Raw genomic sequence first — 21,747 nt, 5'->3', positions numbered from 1 at the left:
AATGAATCTTCTAGTAAGTGCAGATATTATGAAAGAGTCAGGTATTCAATTTGGTACCAGTGGTGCTCGTGGTCTTGTTAAGCAATTTGTGCCAGATGTGTGTGCAGCTTTTGCTCATGCATTTATATCCTCAATTCAACCCAAGTTTGAATTTAAGCAGGTTGCAATTGCCATCGATAACCGCCCAAGCAGTCCGGCCATGGCGCAAGCCTGTATCGCCGCGATTGAGTCACAGGGCTTAGAGGCCGTCTACTATGGTGTGGTGCCAACGCCAGCGCTGGCTTATGCGGCTATGCAGCAAACTATCCCCTGTATTATGGTGACAGGTAGCCACATTCCATTTGATCGCAATGGCCTGAAGTTTTACCGCCCAGATGGTGAAATTACCAAAGCAGACGAACAAGCAATTTTAGCTGCTCAAGTGGAATTTTCCTTACCACAAGAACTTCCTTCTCTGGTAGTCAATCCACGCGCGGCCCAGCTTTATATTGAGCGTTACACCACCTTGTTTGAAAGCGACTTACTGGCGGGTAAGCGCATCGGTATTTATGAGCACTCCAGCGCGGGGCGCGATCTTTATCAACCTCTATTTACCACATTAGGTGCTGAAGTGATTTCACTTGAGCGCAGTGACGAGTTTGTGCCCATTGATACCGAAGCGGTATCAGAAGCTGATAAGGCTAAGGCCAGATCGTGGTCACAGCAGTATCAGTTGGATGCGATTTTCTCTACCGATGGCGATGGTGATAGGCCATTAGTTGCCGATGAAAATGGTGAATGGCTGCGCGGTGATATTCTTGGCGTGTTATGCGCACAGGCTATGAACATGCAAGCACTAGCGGTGCCAGTAAGCTGCAATACGGTGATAGAGTCCATCCCGCAATTTAGCCATGTGTCGCGCACTCGTATTGGTTCGCCCTATGTGATCGCCGAGTTTGCTGAGCTGGCTAAACAGTATGATGCTATCTCTGGTTTTGAGGCCAATGGCGGTTATCTGTTAGGTTCTGATGTTAAAATCAATGGCAAAGCACTCAAAGCACTGCCAACACGCGATGCGGTTTTGCCCTTTATTATGCTGCTTTCAATGGCGAAAGAGTCAGGCATTACGGCATTACTAGAAGCGCTACCTAAACGTTACACGCATAGTGATCGTATTCAAAATTTTGCCATAGAAGATAGCCGCGCGATTATTGCGTTCGGTAGGAATGAACCTGATTTATTGATCAAAAAACTTGGCATTGAAGCCGATTCCGTGATGTCAGTTGATCAAACCGATGGGCTACGGATTCATCTAGCAAGCAAAAACATAGTACATCTTCGTCCATCGGGTAATGCACCAGAGCTACGCTGCTATGCCGAGGCTTGTACTCTTAGTGATGCAATCTATTTGGTCAATACAGTTTTATCTAATGTGACATTGCTGAATGTTTCAACTCGCATTGAGACTGATGATATTTGATTGGCTTAGGAATTTAATATGAAAATAACAATAGCAGGGACAGGTTATGTCGGCTTGTCTAACGCAATGCTGCTTGCGCAGCATCACCACGTCATGGCTCTTGATATCATTCAACAAAAAATTGATTTATTGAATGATAAAATCTCTCCGATTGTGGATAACGAAATTGAACATTTTCTAAAAGAAAAACCGCTTAATTTCTATGCCACTACTGATAAGCAGCAAGCTTACCAAGAAGCGGATTTTGTGATCATTGCTACCCCAACGGACTATGATCCAAAAACCAATTACTTTAATACCAGTTCTGTGGAATCCGTCATTCAAGATGTATTGGCGATCAACCCATCTGCAGTTATGGTGATTAAATCAACCGTTCCGGTCGGTTTTACCCAAAGTGTGAAAGAGAAGTATGGTTGCGATAATATTCTCTTCTCTCCTGAATTTTTACGTGAAGGCAAAGCCTTGTATGACAACCTTCATCCTTCACGCATTATTGTTGGTGAGCGTAGCGAAAGGGCAAAAGTGTTCGCAAGCTTGTTGGTTGAAGGGGCCGTGAAAGAAGATATACCCGTTCTGTTTACTGATTCAACCGAAGCGGAAGCGGTAAAACTTTTCTCCAACACCTATTTAGCCATGCGAGTGGCCTACTTTAATGAGCTAGATACTTACGCCGAAACTCATGGGTTAGATTCACGGCAAATTATTGAAGGTGTCGGGTTAGATCCACGCATTGGGCAGCATTACAATAACCCTTCTTTTGGTTACGGTGGTTACTGTTTACCGAAAGACACCAAGCAATTACGCGCCAACTACCAAAATGTACCGAACAGTATCATCAGCGCGATTGTTGATGCGAACACCACGCGTAAAGATTTTATTGCCGAGTCGATCCTTAAGCAAAACCCTAAAACTGTCGGAATTTATCGCTTAATCATGAAGTCAGGTTCGGATAATTTCCGCGCTTCAAGCATTCAAGGCATTATGAAGCGGATTAAAGCAAAAGGTGTGGAGGTGGTTATTTACGAACCCGTACTGAAGGAAGCTGAATTTTTCCGTTCAAAAGTAATTACTGATTTAGCACAGTTCAAAGCGATGAGCGATGTGATTGTGTCAAACCGTATGGCGCAAGAGCTATTTGATGTAGAAGAGAAAGTCTACACCCGAGATTTATTTGGTTCGGATTGATTTTCAACTAAGTTTGATTCTTGCAATAAAAAGGCCTATTCGATATAGGCCTTTTTTATTATCTTTTTTCAACGTTAATTACTTTCAACGAGAATGAGCTAAGAGCTACCTCTTTTGTAATTTGCTCAGTATTTCATCACTTAAGGAAATACAGGACACCCATGTATTTGACACGCCCATGTCTTTGACACGGATAATGGTTCAGATTCTGAGACCTGCATCTTCAAGTTGAACAGGTATAAAAAATCCCCAAGCCGAAGTTTGGGGATCGTGATGTAGGGAACTAAGTTGTCGAGTGCGCTACTGAGCTACCTTTTCGAGTACACGCATCAGCATTTTTATACGTGGCTCGATAGACTCAAGCAATAAGTACTCTTGATCGCTATGGAAGCCAGCACCAATAGGGCCAAAACCATCAAGCGTAGGAATACCCAGAATAGCGGTATTATTAGCATCTGAGCCACCGCCGACTTCTTTCCAGTTGATGTCGATAGACAGCTCATTTGCCGCTTCTTCCACCAATGACATTAAGCGCTCTGTTTGTGAACTTGGAACCATAGAAGGTTTGTAAGCTTCACGAACCAACATGATGCTAACGCCATCAACAAATGGTGTTTCTACTAAACCGTTCAACTTAGTATCCATTTCATCGTACTCATTGTTATGCCAAAAACGCACATCCACAATCGCTTCTGCATGTTCAGGGACGATGTTTGCACCGTTACCGCCAGACACAATACCGACGTTCAACGTGGTACCAGATTCAAAGTTTGTCATCGCATTGACTGCCAGAATCCAATTCGCCATCTCAGTGATTGCGCTGCGACCATTTTCTGGCTCGTTGCCAGCGTGTGCCGCCACGCCGTTAAACGTGATTTTGTAACGCGCCATGCCTTTGCGCGCTTTGACTAAACCGCCGTCTGCGCGTGCTGCTTCTGCCACCAATACGTGCTTTGCGTTCTTCGCAACAGATTGAATCCGGGGAAATACAGGACACCCATGTATTTGACACGTCCATGTCTCTGACACGGATAACGGTTCAGATTCTGAGACCTGCATCTTCAAGTTGAACGGGTATAAAAAATCCCCAAGCCGAAGTTTGGGGATTATGGTTTTGGGAACCAAGCTTTAGAAGCAGAATGCCTTATTGAGCAATCTTCTCCAGTACACGCATCAGCATTTTGATACGTGGCTCGATAGACTCAAGCAATAAGTACTCTTGATCGCTATGGAAGCCAGCACCAATAGGGCCAAAACCATCAAGCGTAGGAATACCCAGAATAGCGGTATTGTTAGCATCTGAGCCACCGCCGACTTCCTTCCAGTTGATGTCGATAGACAGCTCATTTGCCGCTTCTTCCACCAATGACATTAAGCGCTCTGTTTGTGAACTTGGAACCATAGAAGGTTTGTAAGCTTCACGAACCAACATGATGCTAACGCCATCAACAAATGGTGTTTCTACTAAACCGTTCAACTTAGTATCCACTTCATCGTACTCATTGTTATGCCAAAAACGCACATCCACAATCGCTTCTGCATGTTCAGGGACGATGTTTGCACCGTTACCGCCAGACACAATACCGACGTTCAACGTGGTACCAGATTCAAAGTTTGTCATCGCATTGACTGCCAGAATCCAATTCGCCATCTCAGTGATTGCGCTGCGACCATTTTCTGGCTCGTTGCCAGCGTGTGCCGCCACGCCGTTAAACGTGATTTTGTAACGCGCCATGCCTTTGCGCGCTTTGACTAAGCCGCCGTCTGCGCGTGCTGCTTCTGCCACCAATACGTGCTTTGCGTTCTTCGCAACAGATTGAATCCAGTCGACCGAATCTAGCGATCCGGTTTCTTCGTCTGGGTTCATGCAGATACAAATCGACAGTTTATCTAACACTGCCTGGTCGAGGTTACGCAGCGCGTACACAATATTCAGCAAGCCAGATTTCATGTCCGAGACACCGGGGCCGTAGGCTTTTTCAGCATCTTGAGACATGGGACGTAACTCAGCGGTACCGACAGGGAACACGGTATCCATGTGACCAATCAGCATCACGTCAATTTGCTCAGCTTCGGGCTTGTTTCGAACTTCAAGACCGATGCCCGCGCCGCCACAGTCGATGCGTTTTACGCTCCAACCTGGCATCGCTTGGTACTTCCCTTCAAATTGAGAAGCGATGAACTCAATGCCATCAGTGGTGTACGTACCACAATCGACATTGATGAGAGGACGAAGTTCTTCGAGATATTCATTGAGAGAAAACTGCATGATAGCCCCTTAAACAAACAAGTTCATGACGAGCATTGCGCCAAATGCGTTCAATACTGAGATTGCAATCATGATTGGGATGTAACGACCTTCAGTACCGATTGGCCCCATAATACGACCCATGTACTGAACCTGTGAGCCCATTAGGTAAATGGCAGGTGCAAGAATCGCGATGTGTGTGCCATTCAAGATGCCTTGGTCAAACAATGTGATAACCACGCCAACTGCGCCGCCCATCGACATCCAAGCACCAATCAGCACTGCTGCCGCTTCACCTGGCAAACCAAACACCGCCATTACGGGAGAAAATACTGAGCCCATCAAATCCAGCGTGCCAGTAATCTGCAATGCTTTAATGATGACAAACGCCATAAGAACGTTAGGTACGGTTGATGTTGTCGCAATAACCCAGCCTTTTTTAGCGCCTTCAACGAAGATATCCGTCACCATCGGCTTACTTATTTTTACGTCACTCATTACGCCGTCTCCTCTTTTAAGTTCTCAGATTTTTTTGGCTCTTGCTTGTCTTCTTTACCTTCTGTGATGTTTAGGTAGAGACGGAATAAGTTCGCACCCACGATTTTAAACAAGAACATCACCACAACCGCTAAACCAATAGAAGACGTTACGGCAAGAGAGCCATCCGCCATCGTCAGCGTAAACAGCACCGCACCTGAGGAGAAAAAGTTAACAATGGTGGCACCTGCGGTGAACTGAAACATAGTGAACACATCGGTTTCGCGTTTGGTGAGGTGACCTTCATCTTTAAGCTGACGAGTCATCGCCGCGCCCGCGTCGGTACTTTGCAGCGAAGCGATAAGAGCCAAGCCAGCGTTTCCCGGAATGCCCATCATTGGGCGAAGAAGTGGCGTTAGTAGTTTGCGTGCCGCTTCTAGTGCACCATAGTGCTCAAGTACATTGATCATACCCAGTGCGAACATAACGGTAGGAATCAAAGTCAGTGCAAAAATGAAACCGTCACGAGCACCGCTACCACCAGTACCACGAAGCGACGTTGTTGCCACTTGTACACCGTCAGCCGTTTCGGTGACACCATAAGCCACCTTGCCGAAAGATCCATTCAACGTGGTGAAATCAAATACGCCATACCATTCGTTCGATTGCATGAGGCCAGAAAAGAACACGACCGCAAACGCCAGTGCAACGTAGCACCCCAGCGTAACCTTGCGCTCGGTTTGAACAGGGTTTTTCATAACATTACCTACACATGTGGGACAGGGCACATATGTTCACCTGAATAATGTGCTAGAGATATGATCAAAATCAATCCGCCTGCCGAACATTCTGGCGACTCAGTTATGAAGTTTTGTTTTATGATTTCAATCACATTTGAAAGAAAATAAAAATTTGTGCTAGAAATTAGGTATATTCATCTATATCGATACCCTGCGACTTCTTTATCAATCCGACAAATGATATCAATCCGACAAATGATTTCGTCGGATCTTGCACTGCGCGGTCTACATCGTGATAATTATTGGCACTGTGCAGATGTTTATGCGGCCGGAATGTTACCGACCTTGCAATAAAAAGGCCTATTCAATAATAGGCCTTTTTTATTATCTTTTTTTCAACGTGAATGTCTTTCAACGAGAATGAGCTAAGAGCCACCTCTTTTGTGATTTGCTCAGTATTTCATCACTTAATGCTGTTTTGAGCTTCAAAGATTTTTTCTGGCATGCCACGTAATTTTCTGAAATAAGTCGTAATGAGCCAAACGTAGTTCAGTAGTGTGCTGTAAATGCAAAAACAAATAATAAACGAGAAGAACATAATGCTTTCAGGCAACTGATTTGCTTCACCATAAATACCAAATGCAGCAAATAGAGAGGCAAATGAACAAATAACGCACAAGGTTTGGCGGGAAGTTAAACCTAAACGTTGGAAAATATGGTGTAAATGTTCTCTATCTGGTTTGAACGGAGAAGAGCCACGGCGAATTCTTCTGATCATAATTGCGGCCATATCCATTAATGGAATGGCAATTAACCATAAACCTGTAACGGGGCGCATTAAGGGTTTGGCCGTTGTTTGGCTTACACCTAATAATAACCAGATAACCGTGAAACCAATTAGCATGCTTCCCGCATCACCCATAAAAACTTTGCGCTTTCTGCCGAATATTCCTAAGTTCATAAAAATATAAGGAACCATCGCCACTGTGATCACTAAGCATAAGTACGCAAGGCCATGCTGGCTATCGACATGCAGCAAAATGGCTAAGCCGCCGAATGTGACCACGGATAGCCCGCCTAATAAACCATCAATTCCATCCACCATATTAAAGGCATTAATAGCCCCAATCACGGCAACGACAGTCAAAGCGATGCCAAAATAACCAAGGTTAATAGTGCCAGTGCCCAATATATTCCCTAGATTATCGAGAGAAATACCCGTCTGATGTATCATGAGTAGCGACAATAACGCTTGAATAATCATGCGAGTTTTAACACTTAAATCGAATCGATCATCCAATGCGCCGACTATGGTAAGCACTAATATCGAAATAAGGTAAAGGTTACTGTGGGGCATGATGTCTTGTCTAAACAGAAAATACTGTAGTAAAACAATACAGATCGAGAGCCCACCAACCAGTGGTACTAGCCCTTCATGCTGTTTGCGAGCATTAGGTTTATCAACCAGTCCTACTTTTTTCGCCACTTTTCTCATGGCAAAAAGCGTAGTGAAGGACGAGAAGAAAATAAATGATAGTTCTATCGCCATTATTTAGCCAACTTATAAATTATGAATAGCTAATGCAGAGAGAGCGACATCAGTATTCTATTTTGTTTAATGTAATGGTGCTGTTTATGCTTATTTTTTGCGTGAAAGTGCGATAATCACAATTTAAATGTGCTTATTAGGTTCTTATTGTTTGTATTGTCACTTTGTGACGTTTTTTATGTGGCCTATATCTGGTTTGCTTTTAGGTCACAACTGGCTGTTATTATTGTTTTATAAGGAAAATCCTAAATAGCGATATGGTTATTGATAATCAAAACATTAAAATAACCTTGTTTTAAAAGGTTGCCATGATTTGAAAGTCAATTGATTGGTACATTTTATCACTATTTTTCTTAATTTCTTGAAAGAAGATTCCTACGATGTAGGGTGTTTCTTATACCGAACGGCATTATAGACGATCTTTTTAATTGATGTCATACACATTAATATTTTTTGTTATTTTTTTTTCAGAATATTTCACTAGGTGTTTTTATCTTTTTGGTGAAAAAACAATCAATGATAATAGTATTGTTATTTATATCTTTTGCTTTTAACGATTGCGTCGCAATTTGAATTTTACTTAAAAACTTCCTGTCGAAATATTAACCATATTGTGTTGTTTATTTAACCGAAGAATATGCGAGCAAACATAAATTTAGGAGAAGAATATGGATATCATCCACCACGGTGGAAAAGAGACCGTCACAGGCTCTTGTCATGAGCTGAGGCTTGGGAATAAAGGGATTTTGGTTGATTGTGGCTTATTTCAAGGGCGTGATAGCCGACCTATGGCGATTGATTTTCCATTAACTCATCTGCAGGCGTTGTTGTTAACCCACTCGCATATTGATCACATCGGCCGTATACCTTGGTTATTAGCGGCGGGTTTTCATCAGCCGATTTATTGCACACCCGCTACCGCGGAATTACTCCCGTTAATGTTAGAAGATGGTTTAAAGCTTCAACTTGGTTTAGGGCAAGCACAGCGTACAAGAATATTAGAAAGGCTCAATAAACAAATAAAGCCGGTGAATTATGGCGTATGGCAGCGTATTTCTCGTGATTTAGACAATACTTATTTTCGCTTTACGCCTGCGGGCCATATTTTAGGGTCAGCGTTTATTGAAGTGAAACTGCCAAATAATGAAATTGTCCTGTTTTCAGGGGATTTAGGTCCCAGCAACACACCGTTATTGCCAGACCCAGTCTCTCCGCCTCGCGCCGATTATCTGCTGATTGAATCAACCTACGCGAACAAAACCCACGACAATGTGCAGCTGCGGGCGCAGCGCTTAAAGGCCATCATCAACCGTTCTTTGCAAGACGGTGGCACCATTTTAATTCCAGCATTCAGTGTGGGCCGAACACAAGAGCTGCTGTTTGATATTGAACAATTGATCTTTAGCGGTGAAATTGATGGCAATATTCCGATTATTTTAGATTCACCCATGGCGCAACAGGTGACGAAATCTTACCGAAAGTTTAAGAAATTGTGGGGAAAAGAGGCGAAAAAGAGTTTGGATGCACAAAGGCATCCGCTTGCGTTTGAACAGTGTATTACCGTTCAAGATCATCGAAGCCATCAAGCATTGGTCAACCGTTTAGCCTCAACAGGGGAAGCGGCGATTGTGGTGGCCGCGTCTGGCATGTGTGAAGGTGGCCGAGTGATGGCCTATTTAAAAGCGCTGTTGCCTGATAAAAGAACCGATGTGATCTTTGCGGGCTTCCAAGCACAAGGCACTCTGGGCCGTGCAATAGTGCAAGGCGATCACTCGGTGATGATCGATGGTGATGACGTGCTTGTGAATGCACAGATCCACAGTATGTCGGGCTATTCTGCCCACGCTGACCAAGCCGATTTGTTGCGCTTTATTGAGGGTATTGCCGCTAAGCCTAAGCAAATTCATTTGATTCATGGAGAGCCCACAACAAAGCAAGCTTTTGCGGTTACGTTGCGCAGTTTAGGTTATGAGGTGATAGATTGAGCGCAATGTTTTGCCGTGTTAATTGCATTGTTAATAGCAGTAACTTACTTTTAATAGGTGTAAAAGATTTGTATCCATTAGCAACTAAACGATAACGCTTTGCGATTTCGCTTCCGTGTTGCTTAACCACAATATGGTGTAAGTGCAAAATGGTGTAAGTGCAAAGTTTGTGCTGCTGGCGATGCTTACAAAAAAACTAATCTATTTCACCAATGGGGGTGAGTTGTGAATCTATCGTTAAAAGGTAAGTTGATAATGACAAGTTTGCTTGTTGTTATTGTGATGGCGGTGGTGTTGACGTTACTGTCGGCAAATTTATTGAAAGATGAAACGGAGAGTGGCATCAAGGAAAGGGTGTATGGTATCTCGAAATCGGCAACGAGTTCGATTACCCAGTGGCTGGATGTTCGTAGCAAAGTTATTAGCGCGGTGATCCCTCACACAATGAGGGAAGATTCACTGCCTTTTTTACAGCAAGCTCAACAAGGCGCACAGTTTGATTTACTCTATTTCGGCACTGAGCAAGGCACCATGCATCGTTCTATTCCATCTCGAGGCGCAAATAACGCAAGCTATGATCCTCGGACAAGAGGATGGTATCAAGAAGCGAAAAATAGCTCTGGCCCGATACTGACGGCCGCCTATGCCGATGCGATCACGGGCGCTTTGATGGTAACGCTCGCTGAGCCGATTAAGAAAAACGGGCAGTTTTGGGGCGTTATCGGTGCCGATGTGTTAATTGATCAACTGATTAAAGATGTTATTGCGATTGATGCAGGGGCACAATCAAACGCTATGTTGGTCAACCGTGATACAGGGTTAATTATTGCCCACCGCAATAAAGATTTAATTCTCAAACCGTTAGCTTCTTATAGCCCTAACCTAACGCAGCAAGTCATCGACCGCTCAATGACTGAGAATAAAATACAAACTGTGATGGTTGGTGATGTTGAAAAACTATTATTCTTTACTGCCGTTCCTTCGACGGACTGGGTGCTCGGCATTGAGCTTGATAAAGAGGTGGAGTACACCAATATTGGCGCGCTCTTTATGCAGTTAACCTCGATATCAGTCGCCATTACAATTTTGGTCGTGATCGTATTTTCGGCATTGGTTGGGTTCTTACTGCGTGACTTGGGCCGAGTCTCCCAAGCATTAGCGGAAATTGCAGACGGTGATGCGGACCTTACGCAGCGCATTGAACCACGTTATCAAGATGAAGTAGGTGCACTGGCGAATAACTTTAATCAGTTCGTCGGTAATATGCACGGCATGATCAAGCGTTTCCATGAAGTGTCGCAAGGGTTAACACTGCAAGCAGAAAACACTGCTGCGCAAGCCCATGAGCGTACCCGACGCATTATGGTGCAACAAGATGAAATCAACATGGTGGCCACTGCAATTAACGAAATGGCGGCCGCAACGCAAGAGATTGCAGGCAACGCAGACAATACAGCGGCTACCTCTTTGGATACGGTGAAAATTTCTAACCACGGCGTTGAGCAGGTGAAAAATACTCAACAGTCGATCGGTGAGTTGTCGAAAGAGATGACGGTAGCCAAAGAGGTCATTGAGAACTTGAACCAGCACGCACAAAACATCAATACGATCTTGTCGTCGATTCAGGGCATTGCTGAGCAAACCAACTTATTGGCACTGAATGCGGCGATTGAAGCGGCAAGGGCGGGTGAGCAAGGGCGTGGATTCGCGGTGGTAGCGGATGAAGTTCGGGTACTCAGCCAACGGACGCACAGTTCGACACAAGAGATTCAACAGACGATTGAAACCTTGCAGAAAACCACGACTCAGGCTGTGAACATCATGACTGAGAGTAGCAAGCTTTCCGAAAGTAGCGTGGAAGATGCCAACGTGGCCGCGCAAAGCTTAGTGAAAATTGGTGAAGCGGTCGGTACGATCAGCGATATGGCAAGCCAAATTGCAACCGCCGCAGAAGAACAGGCGTCAGTCACAGAGGAAATTACGCGTAATACCCAAGGTATACGCGATGTGTCTGATGAACTGGCAAAAGAAGCGCAAGAAGCTTCCCAACAAGCTGAATTGCTTTCTAGCTTATCTAAAGAGCTTCAACACGAAATTAACCGCTTTAAACTGTAACCCTTCTCGATCACTTTTCGATTAAACCTCCCCCATTAGGGGGAGGAAATTCAGGCAATGTCATGTTTACCTTGCGAGTGCTTGAAAGTCACTGCCAGTTGGTGCTTGCGACACGCGCAGGCCGAAGTCAGGCAGTACGGCGTAAATGTGGTCAAAAATATCCGATTGAATACCTTCATATTCGACCCACACGACCGTATTGGTGAAACAATAGATCTCCAGCGCGACGCCATCGTGCGTGGGGGCCAGTTGGCGCACCATTAATGTCATGCCTTGGTGAATTTGGGCATGGTTACGCAAGTAACGTTCTAGATAGGCACGAAAACTGCCAATGTTGGTTAAGCGGCGGCCATTGATACGGCAGGCTAAATCGAGTTGGCTCATCTGATTATAGGCGTTGATCTCTTGTTCTTTCTCGGCCAAGTAGGGCTCTAAAAGTTGTGCTTTGCGTAGGTAGCTTTGCTCTTCTGGCGTCAGAAAGTGAATGCTATTGGCATCAATTAATACGCTGCGTTTAATGCGTCGGCCGCCTGATTCTTGCATCCCTTTCCAGTTTTTAAACGAATCGGAGATCAAGGCATAAGTCGGAATAGTGGTGATGGTTTTATCCCAGTTCTGCACTTTGACTGTGGTCAGGCTAATGTCGATGACGTTACCGTCTGCGCCATATTTAGGCATGTCGAGCCAGTCACCAACGCTTAGCATTTGGTTTGCTGAAAGCTGAATGCCCGCCACTAACCCTAAAATCGGGTCTTTAAATACCAGCATGATGACGGCTGTCATCGCACCTAAACCGCTCAGCAGTAGCACTGGTGATTTGCCAATTAAAATCGACGTCGCGAACAGTGCGGCGATAACAAACGCGATGATTTTGATGCTTTGAATAATGCCTTTGAGCGGAATATTACGGCTAGTTGCGCTGCGATAAAGTAGCGTTTCCACCACGTTGAGCAGGGCGTAACTGCTTAACAGACCAAACAGAATAATCCACAGTAAGGTCAATGTATGCAGCAGTTCGTAAGTCGCACTGGCGTGGCTAAGCCATAACTGAGTTTGGATTGAAATGACAATCCCTTGAATTAACAAGGCAAAGCGGCTGAAAAGCTTTTTGCTAAACAGAATGTTTTGTAAAACTTGTGCGTTGGTTGTGCGCCGCTGTAGCCATAGGCTCACCCCTCGGTGCAGCACTAAATGGATAACGATAGAAATAAGCGCGATCAGCCCAAGCGCTTCGGCAATTGGCAGCAGTTGTTCTAAATTAATGTTCAGTGATTGTAGCCACGAAGTGATGGCTGAAGGCATGATTTGCTCCTCGTTTAATTAAGCCGATATCGTTCCTGTTTTACCTGTGCTGGATGAGGCAGTGTATGCTCGACAGCAATGGCAAGTGGTTTGCGTGTCTATAGTAACATTGAGCCGAGGTTTCCCTAGGCTTAGTGCCGATTATTAACCGCTATTTGACCTAATAGCCTTTTTCAAAATCAATTCTGTTTTCTAGTTGGAACCCGTCGCGCCACAAGTGGTAATTGCGAGTGAAAATCTCCATTACTTGCTCAGGAAAACTTACCGCCGCGATGTGTGGGGTAAGGCTAATGGCAGGGTGCGTCCAGAACGGGTGATCTTCGCTTAATGGCTCTTTTTCAAACACATCGAGGTAGGCGTGTTGAATGTGCCCCTCTTCAATCAATGCAATCAAATCACTCTCAACCAGGTTTTTACCGCGCCCGACATTAAACAGCAATGCATTGTGACAATGACTTAACGTACTTTTATTGAGCAAGCCTTTGGTGTGCGGCGTATTGGGTAACGTACTGACCACAACCTCCGCGTGGGCGAGGGCAGTAGCAAGCTCGTTAATGTGATAGGTTTTATCAAAACCCCCGTTTTTGGCTGGGATGCCAGTGCGGTTGACGCCAATCACGTGCAAACCAAAGGCTTTGGCTACTTTCGCTAAATGGCTGCCAATCGAGCCTGTGCCGAGGATCACCATGGTTTTATCATTGATCGATTGATAAGGGTGGGTCTGCCACTGTTTGGCCGCTTGTTGCTGCGCGTAGCAAGCAAAGTGGCGAAAGTGTGCAATCAGGTTGCCCAGAACGTATTCAGCAATTTGCTGGCCGAAGATGCCTTTAACGTTGGTGAGCTCATAATCTTGACGAAGTTGTGGCGACATTAAGGTGTCGACGCCTGCATATTCCCAGTGCAACCATTCCAGTTGCGGAAAATCGTCCAAATACTTTGCCGCCAGTGGCGGCGCGGCCAGCAAAATGGTTGCTTCGCTGCGATCGTCAGTGATGGCTAAGCCGCTCAGCTGCGCCTGTTCAATCGCTTGTCGATAAATATCGTTGTGTTCGGTCAGAATATAGAGTTTATGAGTGAAATTGTTCATCGGCTTTGCTTTTTTCCCTGTTGGTTATCAAGTACACTTCCGCTGTCTTTTTCTGCTGCGATTGAGTGATTATGCTACAAAACCCTCTGCAGGTTCGTCTTGAGAAATTTGAACCTTGGCAACAAATTACTTTTATGGCGTGTTTGTGTGAACGTATGTACCCGAACTATGCCATGTTTTGCGACAATACTGAATTTGCTCACACGCGAGTATATCGAGATATTCTCGACAGTGTTTGGGAATTGCTCACGGTAAAAAGTGCCAAAATCAATTTCGAGAACCAATTGGAGAAGTTGGAAGAGATCATTCCAAGCTCAGAAGATTTTGATGTTTACGCTGTGTACCCAGCAATTGATGCCTGTGTGGCTTTGTCTCACCTACTTCACGGCCTGCTTGATCGCGATTATCTGTATGAAAACATGCAAAAAATCAGTCAGGTATCGGTGCTGACAGTGGCGCAGTTAGAAGAAGCGCAAACGGGCGAAGAGATCACCAACGACAATCAAAAACAAAATGAAGCGGTTTGCGCCGAATGGGATGTGCAGTGGGCTATTTTCCGCCCTCTGCGTGAAGCCGTAGAGCGAGATATTGATTTGATTAAAGACCTACGCCAAGAGCTACGCGACGAAGGCGTGAGCAACATTGGTGTGAGCAACATTGGCGTGAGCCTTTAGCTTTGACTTAAGTACAAAAAATCCGATATCTTTGTTTCGATATCGGATTTTTGATATTTAAATAGGTGCTAATTAAGCATTCGTTTGTAAATACGCTTCCAACTCTTCGATTGAGGTTTGAGTCACTAGCTCACCGTCAAGATAGTAAGACACATCATTATCGTTACGCACGCCTATAAGCGTTGCTTTCTCGCCATTATTGTAGGTGATATTCATTTGGATAGTGTTGTCATCAATTTTCTGCATTTCACCTTTTTCAATCATGCGTTGATTGGTTAAAGGATCAATCGGTGCTGTTTTTAGTGAGTCATGAATCTGGTCATTGACTTCGATGTAGGTATCCATTTTGCTATCAAAAATATGCGGTTTGCCATTAATAATATTTTTTCCTGACCAAAATTCGATACTGTTAAAAACGATATAGTCAGCGGCAACAGCGACACCATAAACTGGTGCTAGAAGCATATTGAGGCCACCACGTGCATAACGGTTATCCACGGCTTTTAGGTTAAAGGTCATCACTTTTTCAGTGACAGCATTGCTACCAATACAGCCAGAAAGAACCAGTGGAGTTGCAAGTGTTAAAATGTATTTTTTCATTTTCGTCTTATGTGCAATTAATTGTTAACAAATGCAAATGTCATTTATTAATGGCATTTGCAGTTTTTCCTTATTTTCATCTGTATTCCCCTTTCCCAACGAAGCTTTCTTACTTAAGCTGATTGGTGATTATTCTTCATCTCGATTTTCAATGACGCCGTGTGTTTTCTTCCAACGTTCCCAGCGCTGATAAGCAAGCTGCTGCATGTCGGTGGTTTTATCCGCTTCATCAATGATCTCTTCACCCAGTAGGTATTCAAAAATATCTTCTAAGGTCAGAATGCCTTGTACTGTACCATATTCATCAACGATTAACGCCAGTTGCAGCCGTTTTTGCATCATTTGTTCGAACGCTTTTAATAGGCTCATTTTGTTGAGCAGCGCATGAAGCGGCCTCATGACTTCTTCTAAACGTTGACTGCCTTGGCCCTTTTGTTGCAGTCTGAAGAGCTCTAAGCGATGCACAAAACCGATGATGTCCTCTTTGCTGTCGCCATAAATAAGTGGACGCGAAAAGGGCGTATCTCTATGTTGCACGAGAAACTCGTCGATAGTGAGTTGCGCGCTGGCGCGAAACAAAACCGGGCGCGGTGTCATCACTTGAGTAGCTGGGACGTGCTGGATAGCCAACAAGTTATTGAGCATTTTTGATTCGCCATCGGCAAACTCACCGCTCTCATTGGCCAGCATAGCCATCGCAGAGAGTTCATCACGCATTTTGGGCGCTTCATGGTGACGCGCTAAACGTTTGGTGATCTGCTCTGAAAACCAGACGAAAGGCGTCAGCGCCCACACCATCCAGCGTAAAACCACCGCAGAAGCTGGCGCAAGTTGACGCCAATAGGTCGCGCCAATGGTTTTCGGTACGATTTCCGATAGCACTAAAATACCGAGAGTTAACACCGCAGAGAATACGCCGAGCCATTCGCTACCAAATACAACCGCCGCTTGTGCACCTGCGCTGGCAGCACCGATGGTGTGAGCAATAGTGTTGAGCGTGAGAATCGATGCCAAGGGGCGGTCGATGTTCGCTTTGAGTTTGCTTAATTTGTCAGCTGAAGGATGAGCGCTTTGGCGCAACTGAGCAAGGTAACTTGGTGTGATGCTCAGCAGCACCGCCTCAAGCACTGAACAGATAAAAGAGACACCGATGGCAACGGTAATATAAACCGTAAGCAAAAACATGATTGTTCCTTAGTTTTATTTATACCAAATCAATACTGCGTTGAGCTTGATCCATGCCAATGTCGGTCATTGGAGGCTCTAGCTGCGTAGGATTGTACTGATATATTAGGTCGCTTAAGTGACCTAATATATCAGGCATCCAAGCATAAGTACGCTATAAATAAGGGCTTACAGCGTCAAAAACAAGCGGATATTCTTTGTCAATCAGTAACAAATTGTGAGTTATTGCTCATATTGTGGTTAAAAGTGCGGCATAGAGACAAAAGATCAGTGACAAACCTTTGCCAGACGGGGGCTTTATGTTTTAGAGTGAGGTCAATTCGATAACACATGAGAAGGGAAACCTAATGAACAAGACCCAATTAATCGACTTTATCGCTGAAAAAGCAGACTTATCTAAAGCACAAGCAAAAGCTGCTCTTGAGGCGACTTTAGGCGCAGTTGAAGGCGCTCTCAAAGAGGGTGACCAAGTTCAACTAATTGGTTTTGGTACATTTAAAGTAAATCACCGTGCAGCGCGCACTGGCCGTAACCCTAAAACGGGTGCTGAGATTCAAATCGCAGCAGCAAACGTTCCAGCATTCGTCGCCGGTAAAGCGCTGAAAGATTCAGTGAAATAATTTATACTACGCCGAGATACTCTCTCGGCGTAGATTTTTCCCATGAAAAAAATTCTGTTATCCATTCTATTTTCTACATTCCTGATGGGATGCTCCTCTAGCCATACACCTAGCCTTGAACAATATTCCAATTATACCAGCGGACAAACCATGGGCGATGCCACTAGTTTTTATTGGTATACCGAGCGTTCAGCCTCTCCAAACAGCGCCGCCGATTATGTCGCATCCGGTGATTATGGTTGGTATAAAAGCAATTATCGTTGGGATGAGGGGACATTAAGAGAGCTCAAGCGTGAAGGTGAGCAGCTACAAAAGAAATCGCTGGTACCTTATTCGGTTCACTTACGTTTTAATGACGCTGGTGAGGCCATTTATCAACAATACCGTGTCGATGGAAAAATACTGCCACTCGATGAAGAGCAGCTTTCCCATTATCTGCAACAAGCACAATACCTGATCTCAGAAACCAAAAATAAAGACAACCAAGGGTTAGAGCTGATTCAAGGAGTGTGGGATGGCGAAGTGTTTGAAACCTGCACGGGTCATGAATACACGCAGATGGAATTTAACCAAACGCTGCCCAGTTTTGTGGTCAGTCGTTTAGCATCATTGGATAACTACATTGCCTTTTTAGGTAAAATCCGCAATAACCGTGTCTATATCGAAGAGCTATTAATGCTTGCTGATGAGAATCATGGCTGTGTCGAAAAACCGCAATTGTTGAAGTGATGATTCACGTCATTTGCTGGTGGGTTTAGCACCAAGCAATACAGTCGTATGAACATCAAGTATGAGCATCAAGTATGAACATCAAGTATAAAAATAAGGCGCTCTATGAGCGCCTTATTGGATCATAACCTAGCTTTGTCGTTGTTATTTTGTTGTCTGTTGTTCACGAGCTATCGCGCGGTAGCCAATATCGCTGCGATAGAACATGCCATCCCAATTGACCTGTTTGGCTAATTGGTAAGCGCGCTGCTGCGCTTGTGAAACTGTGTTACCAAGTGCGGTTGCGCATAACACGCGACCACCGTTGGTGACGACTTCTCCAGCTTGGTTGCTTGTGCCTGCGTGGAAGATTTTCTCACCCGCGACTTCTTGCGTTGGTAAGCCAGAAATGACATCCCCTTTCGCGTAGTCGGCAGGGTAACCGCCAGCGGCCAAAACAATACCGATAGAAGCGCGTGGGTCCCATTTTGACTCCACTTGATCAAGTTTGCCTTCTAGAGCGGCAAAGCAGAGTTCGACCAAATCCGATTGCATCCGCATCATGATCGGCTGAGTTTCAGGGTCACCAAAGCGGCAGTTGTACTCAATCACTTTTGGTGTGCCTTGCGCGTCAATCATTAGCCCAGCGTACAGAAAACCTGTGTAAGGGTTGCCTTCTGCTGCCATACCGCGAACGGTTGGATAAATGACCTCTTGCATCACGCGTTCATGGATCTCAGGCGTGACCACCGGAGCTGGCGAGTAAGCACCCATGCCGCCAGTATTGGGGCCGGTGTCTTTATCGCCGACGCGTTTATGATCTTGGCTGGTGGCCATAGGGAGAACATTTACGCCATCGACCATGACAATGAAGCTCGCTTCTTCTCCATCTAAGAACTCTTCAATCACCACGCGGCTGCCTGCATGACCAAAGGCATTGCCTGCGAGCATATCTTGAATCGCGTCTTCGGCCTCTTGCAGCGTCATCGCCACAATGACTCCTTTGCCAGCGGCAAGGCCATCAGCTTTGACCACAATCGGCGCACCCTGCTGGCGGACGTATGCCAAAGCAGGTTCAATTTCTGTGAAATTAGCGTAAGCCGCCGTTGGAATATGATGACGAGCTAAGAAATCTTTGGTGAAGGCTTTTGAGCCTTCGAGCTGTGCTGCCGCTTGCGTCGGGCCAAAGATGGGTAAATCCGCCTTACGGAAAGCATCCACCACGCCAAGCACTAAGGGTGTTTCTGGGCCAACAATGGTCAGTTCAATACGTTTTTCCTGAGCAAAAGCGACCAAACCAGCAATGTCTTCCACTGCAATGTTGACGTTCTCAAGTTTAGGCTCAAGCGCTGTGCCCGCATTACCCGGAGCAACAAAGACCGTCTCCACACTTGGGTTTTGCGCTGCCTTCCAACCTAGTGCGTGTTCACGACCGCCTGAACCAATGATTAAAACTCGCATATAAAAATCCTTAATCTTATAAATACTGTTTACTCAAAGTAGTGGGTGATGTGGCTAGGCAGCAATTGAGCCCATCCCCGGGAGCATAGCCCGCTATGTGACCGGGGTGGGCGAAAGCAGCTAACGACGCCACAGTACCAAATACGAAGAGGAAATTAGTGACGGAAGTGACGCATACCCGTAAAGATCATCGCCATGCCGTGTTCATCGGCGGCGGCAATCACTTCGTCATCGCGCATCGAACCGCCTGGTTGAATCACACACTTGATGCCCGCTTGCGCCGCAGCATCAATGCCGTCACGGAACGGGAAGAAGGCATCAGAAGCCATCACACATCCTTCGACTTGCAAGCCTTCATCGGCCGCTTTAATGCCCGCAATTTTGGCTGAATAAACGCGGCTCATTTGGCCTGCGCCCACGCCAACAGTCATGTCACCTTTTGAGTAAACAATCGCGTTTGATTTGACGTACTTAGCCACTTTCCAGCAGAAAAGAGCATCTTTGATCTCTTCTTCACTCGGCTGGCGCTTGGTTACGATTTTGAGATCATCAAGGCTAACCATGCCTTGATCGCGATCTTGCACCAGCAAGCCACCATTGACGCGTTTCACATCAAAGCCCGTGGTTTTCGCTGACCACTCACCGCACTCAAGCAGGCGCACGTTTTTCTTCGCCGCAACCACTTCAATCGCTTCCGCTGAAACGCTTGGTGCGATGATCACTTCAACAAATTGGCGCTCAACAATCGCCGCTGCGGTTTGTGCGTCTAGCTCGCGGTTAAAAGCGATGATGCCACCAAAGGCAGAAGTAGGGTCGGTTTGGTAAGCACGGTTGTAGGCTTGAAGAATATCGCTGCCCAAGGCAACGCCACATGGGTTGGCGTGTTTGACAATCACACACGCTGGCTCAGCGAACTCTTTCACACACTCAAGGGCGGCGTCGGTATCGGCGATGTTGTTGTAAGAGAGCGCTTTACCTTGGAGTTGGCGTGCCGTAGAGACTGACGCTTCCTCTGGGTTGGCTTCCACGTAGAAAGCGGCCGCTTGGTGACTGTTCTCACCGTAACGCATGTCTTGTTTTTTCAGGAATTGTTGGTTGAAGGTGCGCGGGAATTTGCTCTCTTCATCAGCCTTTTTTCCTTCTTCATCAAGTAAAGAGGCTCCGTAAGACGGAACCATAGTGCCGAAGTAGTTGGCGATCATGCCATCGTAAGCGGCGGTATGTTCAAAAGCGGCAATCGCAAGGTCAAAACGTGTTTCGAGTGTTAGCGAATGGTCGTTCGCATCCATCTCGGCAATGACACGGTCGTAGTCATGTGCATTCACCACTATGGTCACATCTTTGTGGTTTTTCGCCGCAGAACGCACCATAGTTGGCCCACCAATGTCGATATTTTCTACCGCATCAGCTAGGGTACAACCTGCTTTAGCAACGGTTTCGGCAAACGGGTAAAGGTTGACGACCACCATATCAATCGGCTTAATACCGTGTTGTTGCATGATGTCGTCATCTTGACCGCGGCGGCCCAGCACGCCACCGTGTACTTTCGGGTGCAATGTTTTTACGCGACCGTCCATCATCTCAGGAAAACCGGTGTAGTCAGAAACTTCTGTAACCGCAATACCTTGGTCTGCTAATAAGCGAGCGGTGCCACCAGTAGAAAGAATATCGACACCGCGCTTCGCGAGAGCTTGAGCGAACTCAACAATGCCGGTTTTGTCTGATACGCTGATCAATGCGCGGTGAATAGGACGAGCGTTATTCATGCTTCGGTCTTCCTCAAATCATGGAGTTAATGGGAAATTTGATGGCGCACATTCTAACCAAACAATCATCAAAAAGCTCGCGCAATCGTTTGGCATCGCAAAATTTTTTATAAAAACGGCGATATTGGGTATTAAACGTAATAAAAAAGTTAAAGGAGAATGAGATGTTTCAAATTGGAGAGCTCGCCAAACGCTGTAAAGTTTCAACCGATACGCTGCGTTTTTATGAAAAAAATGCGTTGATAAAACCGGCGGGGCGCAGTGAATCGGGTTATCGTTTATATAATCAAAAAAATCAGCAGCAGGTGAGTTTTATTCTCAAAGCCAAAGAGCTAGGGCTCAGTTTGGATGAGATCAAAGAGTTACTGGAAATAAAGCTCGAAGCGACGGAACACAGCTGTGCGGAAGTGAAATCGATCACCAGCGCGAAGCTGGTGGTGATTGACCAAAAAATTGCTGAGCTAATTGAGATTCGTCAAGCGCTAAAAAAAATCAATGATGCGTGCTGTGGTCATACAGACGACAACGCCAGCCACTGCTCGATTTTAGCGGCATTGGAGTGAGATAACCTTAGTTTGCGTTTTTG

18 protein-coding genes and 1 pseudogene are annotated in these 21,747 nt (G+C 45.5%); 8 read left to right on the top strand and 11 right to left on the bottom strand.

Going from position 1 to position 21,747, the window contains the following annotated elements; genetic code table 11:
* The first annotated feature begins 1 nt into the window (after position 1).
* Positions 2 to 1,459: a phosphomannomutase gene (locus tag CCZ37_RS12270; protein WP_094500646.1), complete on the top strand. Its 1,458-nt coding sequence runs from the start codon at positions 2 to 4 to the stop codon at positions 1,457 to 1,459.
* Between the two features lie 18 nt (positions 1,460 to 1,477).
* Positions 1,478 to 2,644, top strand: coding sequence for a nucleotide sugar dehydrogenase (locus CCZ37_RS12265; RefSeq protein WP_094500645.1), 1,167 nt, complete (start codon positions 1,478 to 1,480; stop codon positions 2,642 to 2,644).
* A gap of 300 nt (positions 2,645 to 2,944) precedes the next feature.
* Here the strand turns inward: CCZ37_RS12265 and CCZ37_RS12260 are convergent.
* The 5 genes and pseudogenes from CCZ37_RS12260 to wecA all read right to left on the bottom strand — a co-directional run.
* Positions 2,945 to 3,622: pseudogene (locus tag CCZ37_RS12260) on the bottom strand (M20/M25/M40 family metallo-hydrolase); the annotation flags it as partial.
* A 166-nt stretch (positions 3,623 to 3,788) separates the two neighbouring features.
* On the bottom strand, positions 3,789 to 4,913 hold the full coding sequence (locus tag CCZ37_RS12255; RefSeq protein ID WP_094500644.1) for a M20 family metallopeptidase: 1,125 nt from the start codon (positions 4,911 to 4,913) through the stop codon (positions 3,789 to 3,791).
* Between the two features lie 9 nt (positions 4,914 to 4,922).
* Entirely contained in the window at positions 4,923 to 5,390 is a 468-nt protein-coding gene (locus CCZ37_RS12250; protein WP_094500643.1) for a YjiG family protein, read from the bottom strand.
* Positions 5,390 to 6,127 (bottom strand): nucleoside recognition domain-containing protein, encoded by a 738-nt coding sequence (locus tag CCZ37_RS12245; RefSeq protein WP_094500642.1) that lies wholly within the window; start codon positions 6,125 to 6,127, stop codon positions 5,390 to 5,392. The genes CCZ37_RS12250 and CCZ37_RS12245 overlap by 1 nt, the downstream gene beginning before the upstream one ends.
* A 445-nt stretch (positions 6,128 to 6,572) precedes the next feature.
* Positions 6,573 to 7,658, bottom strand: coding sequence for a UDP-N-acetylglucosamine--undecaprenyl-phosphate N-acetylglucosaminephosphotransferase (gene wecA / locus CCZ37_RS12240; protein ID WP_094500641.1), 1,086 nt, complete (start codon positions 7,656 to 7,658; stop codon positions 6,573 to 6,575).
* Positions 7,659 to 8,326: 668 nt separating this feature from the next.
* On the opposite strand from wecA, the gene CCZ37_RS12235 reads away from it, so the two are divergent.
* Complete coding sequence (locus tag CCZ37_RS12235; RefSeq protein WP_094500640.1) at positions 8,327 to 9,643, top strand: MBL fold metallo-hydrolase RNA specificity domain-containing protein; 1,317 nt, start codon at positions 8,327 to 8,329, stop codon at positions 9,641 to 9,643.
* Positions 9,644 to 9,868: 225 nt separating this feature from the next.
* Entirely contained in the window at positions 9,869 to 11,758 is a 1,890-nt protein-coding gene (locus CCZ37_RS12230) for a methyl-accepting chemotaxis protein (protein ID WP_029626848.1), read from the top strand.
* Positions 11,759 to 11,824: 66 nt separating this feature from the next.
* Here CCZ37_RS12230 and CCZ37_RS12225 read toward each other — a convergent pair whose 3' ends face one another.
* Together CCZ37_RS12225 and CCZ37_RS12220 are read right to left on the bottom strand one after the other, a co-directional pair.
* Positions 11,825 to 13,060, bottom strand: coding sequence for a mechanosensitive ion channel family protein (locus tag CCZ37_RS12225; protein WP_094500639.1), 1,236 nt, complete (start codon positions 13,058 to 13,060; stop codon positions 11,825 to 11,827).
* 160 nt (positions 13,061 to 13,220) lie between these two features.
* Complete coding sequence (locus CCZ37_RS12220; RefSeq protein WP_094500638.1) at positions 13,221 to 14,147, bottom strand: D-2-hydroxyacid dehydrogenase; 927 nt, start codon at positions 14,145 to 14,147, stop codon at positions 13,221 to 13,223.
* A gap of 71 nt (positions 14,148 to 14,218) precedes the next feature.
* On the opposite strand from CCZ37_RS12220, the gene CCZ37_RS12215 reads away from it, so the two are divergent.
* Complete coding sequence (locus tag CCZ37_RS12215) at positions 14,219 to 14,821, top strand: YjaG family protein (RefSeq protein ID WP_094500637.1); 603 nt, start codon at positions 14,219 to 14,221, stop codon at positions 14,819 to 14,821.
* Between the two features lie 72 nt (positions 14,822 to 14,893).
* On the opposite strand, the gene CCZ37_RS12210 is transcribed toward CCZ37_RS12215, so the two are convergent.
* Together CCZ37_RS12210 and CCZ37_RS12205 are read right to left on the bottom strand one after the other, a co-directional pair.
* Positions 14,894 to 15,421 carry a DUF3332 domain-containing protein gene (locus CCZ37_RS12210; protein WP_094500636.1) on the bottom strand — a complete coding sequence of 176 codons (528 nt, stop codon included), beginning with the start codon at positions 15,419 to 15,421 and terminating at the stop codon, positions 14,894 to 14,896.
* Between the two features lie 129 nt (positions 15,422 to 15,550).
* Positions 15,551 to 16,606, bottom strand: coding sequence for a CNNM domain-containing protein (locus CCZ37_RS12205; RefSeq protein WP_094500635.1), 1,056 nt, complete (start codon positions 16,604 to 16,606; stop codon positions 15,551 to 15,553).
* Between the two features lie 347 nt (positions 16,607 to 16,953).
* Here CCZ37_RS12205 and hupA point away from each other — a divergent pair, with 347 nt between their 5' ends.
* Together hupA and CCZ37_RS12195 are read left to right on the top strand one after the other, a co-directional pair.
* Positions 16,954 to 17,226 (top strand): nucleoid-associated protein HU-alpha, encoded by a 273-nt coding sequence (hupA, locus tag CCZ37_RS12200; protein ID WP_010320328.1) that lies wholly within the window; start codon positions 16,954 to 16,956, stop codon positions 17,224 to 17,226.
* A 42-nt stretch (positions 17,227 to 17,268) separates the two neighbouring features.
* Positions 17,269 to 17,955: a DUF1481 domain-containing protein gene (locus CCZ37_RS12195; protein ID WP_029627224.1), complete on the top strand. Its 687-nt coding sequence runs from the start codon at positions 17,269 to 17,271 to the stop codon at positions 17,953 to 17,955.
* Positions 17,956 to 18,099: 144 nt separating this feature from the next.
* Here CCZ37_RS12195 and purD read toward each other — a convergent pair whose 3' ends face one another.
* Together purD and purH are read right to left on the bottom strand one after the other, a co-directional pair.
* Positions 18,100 to 19,395, bottom strand: a complete 1,296-nt coding sequence (gene purD, locus CCZ37_RS12190; RefSeq protein WP_094500634.1) for a phosphoribosylamine--glycine ligase — start codon at positions 19,393 to 19,395, stop codon at positions 18,100 to 18,102.
* 155 nt (positions 19,396 to 19,550) lie between these two features.
* Complete coding sequence (purH, locus tag CCZ37_RS12185) at positions 19,551 to 21,161, bottom strand: bifunctional phosphoribosylaminoimidazolecarboxamide formyltransferase/IMP cyclohydrolase (RefSeq protein ID WP_094500633.1); 1,611 nt, start codon at positions 21,159 to 21,161, stop codon at positions 19,551 to 19,553.
* Positions 21,162 to 21,325: 164 nt separating this feature from the next.
* Here purH and zntR point away from each other — a divergent pair, with 164 nt between their 5' ends.
* Positions 21,326 to 21,724, top strand: a complete 399-nt coding sequence (gene zntR / locus CCZ37_RS12180) for a Zn(2+)-responsive transcriptional regulator (protein ID WP_094500632.1) — start codon at positions 21,326 to 21,328, stop codon at positions 21,722 to 21,724.
* Positions 21,725 to 21,747: the final 23 nt, after the last annotated feature.

The organism is Vibrio qinghaiensis, from assembly GCF_002257545.1.
Lineage (GTDB): Bacteria > Pseudomonadota > Gammaproteobacteria > Enterobacterales > Vibrionaceae > Vibrio > Vibrio ordalii.
Note: the sequence above shows the minus strand (reverse complement) of the source record. Positions and strands in the feature narration are given on the sequence as shown.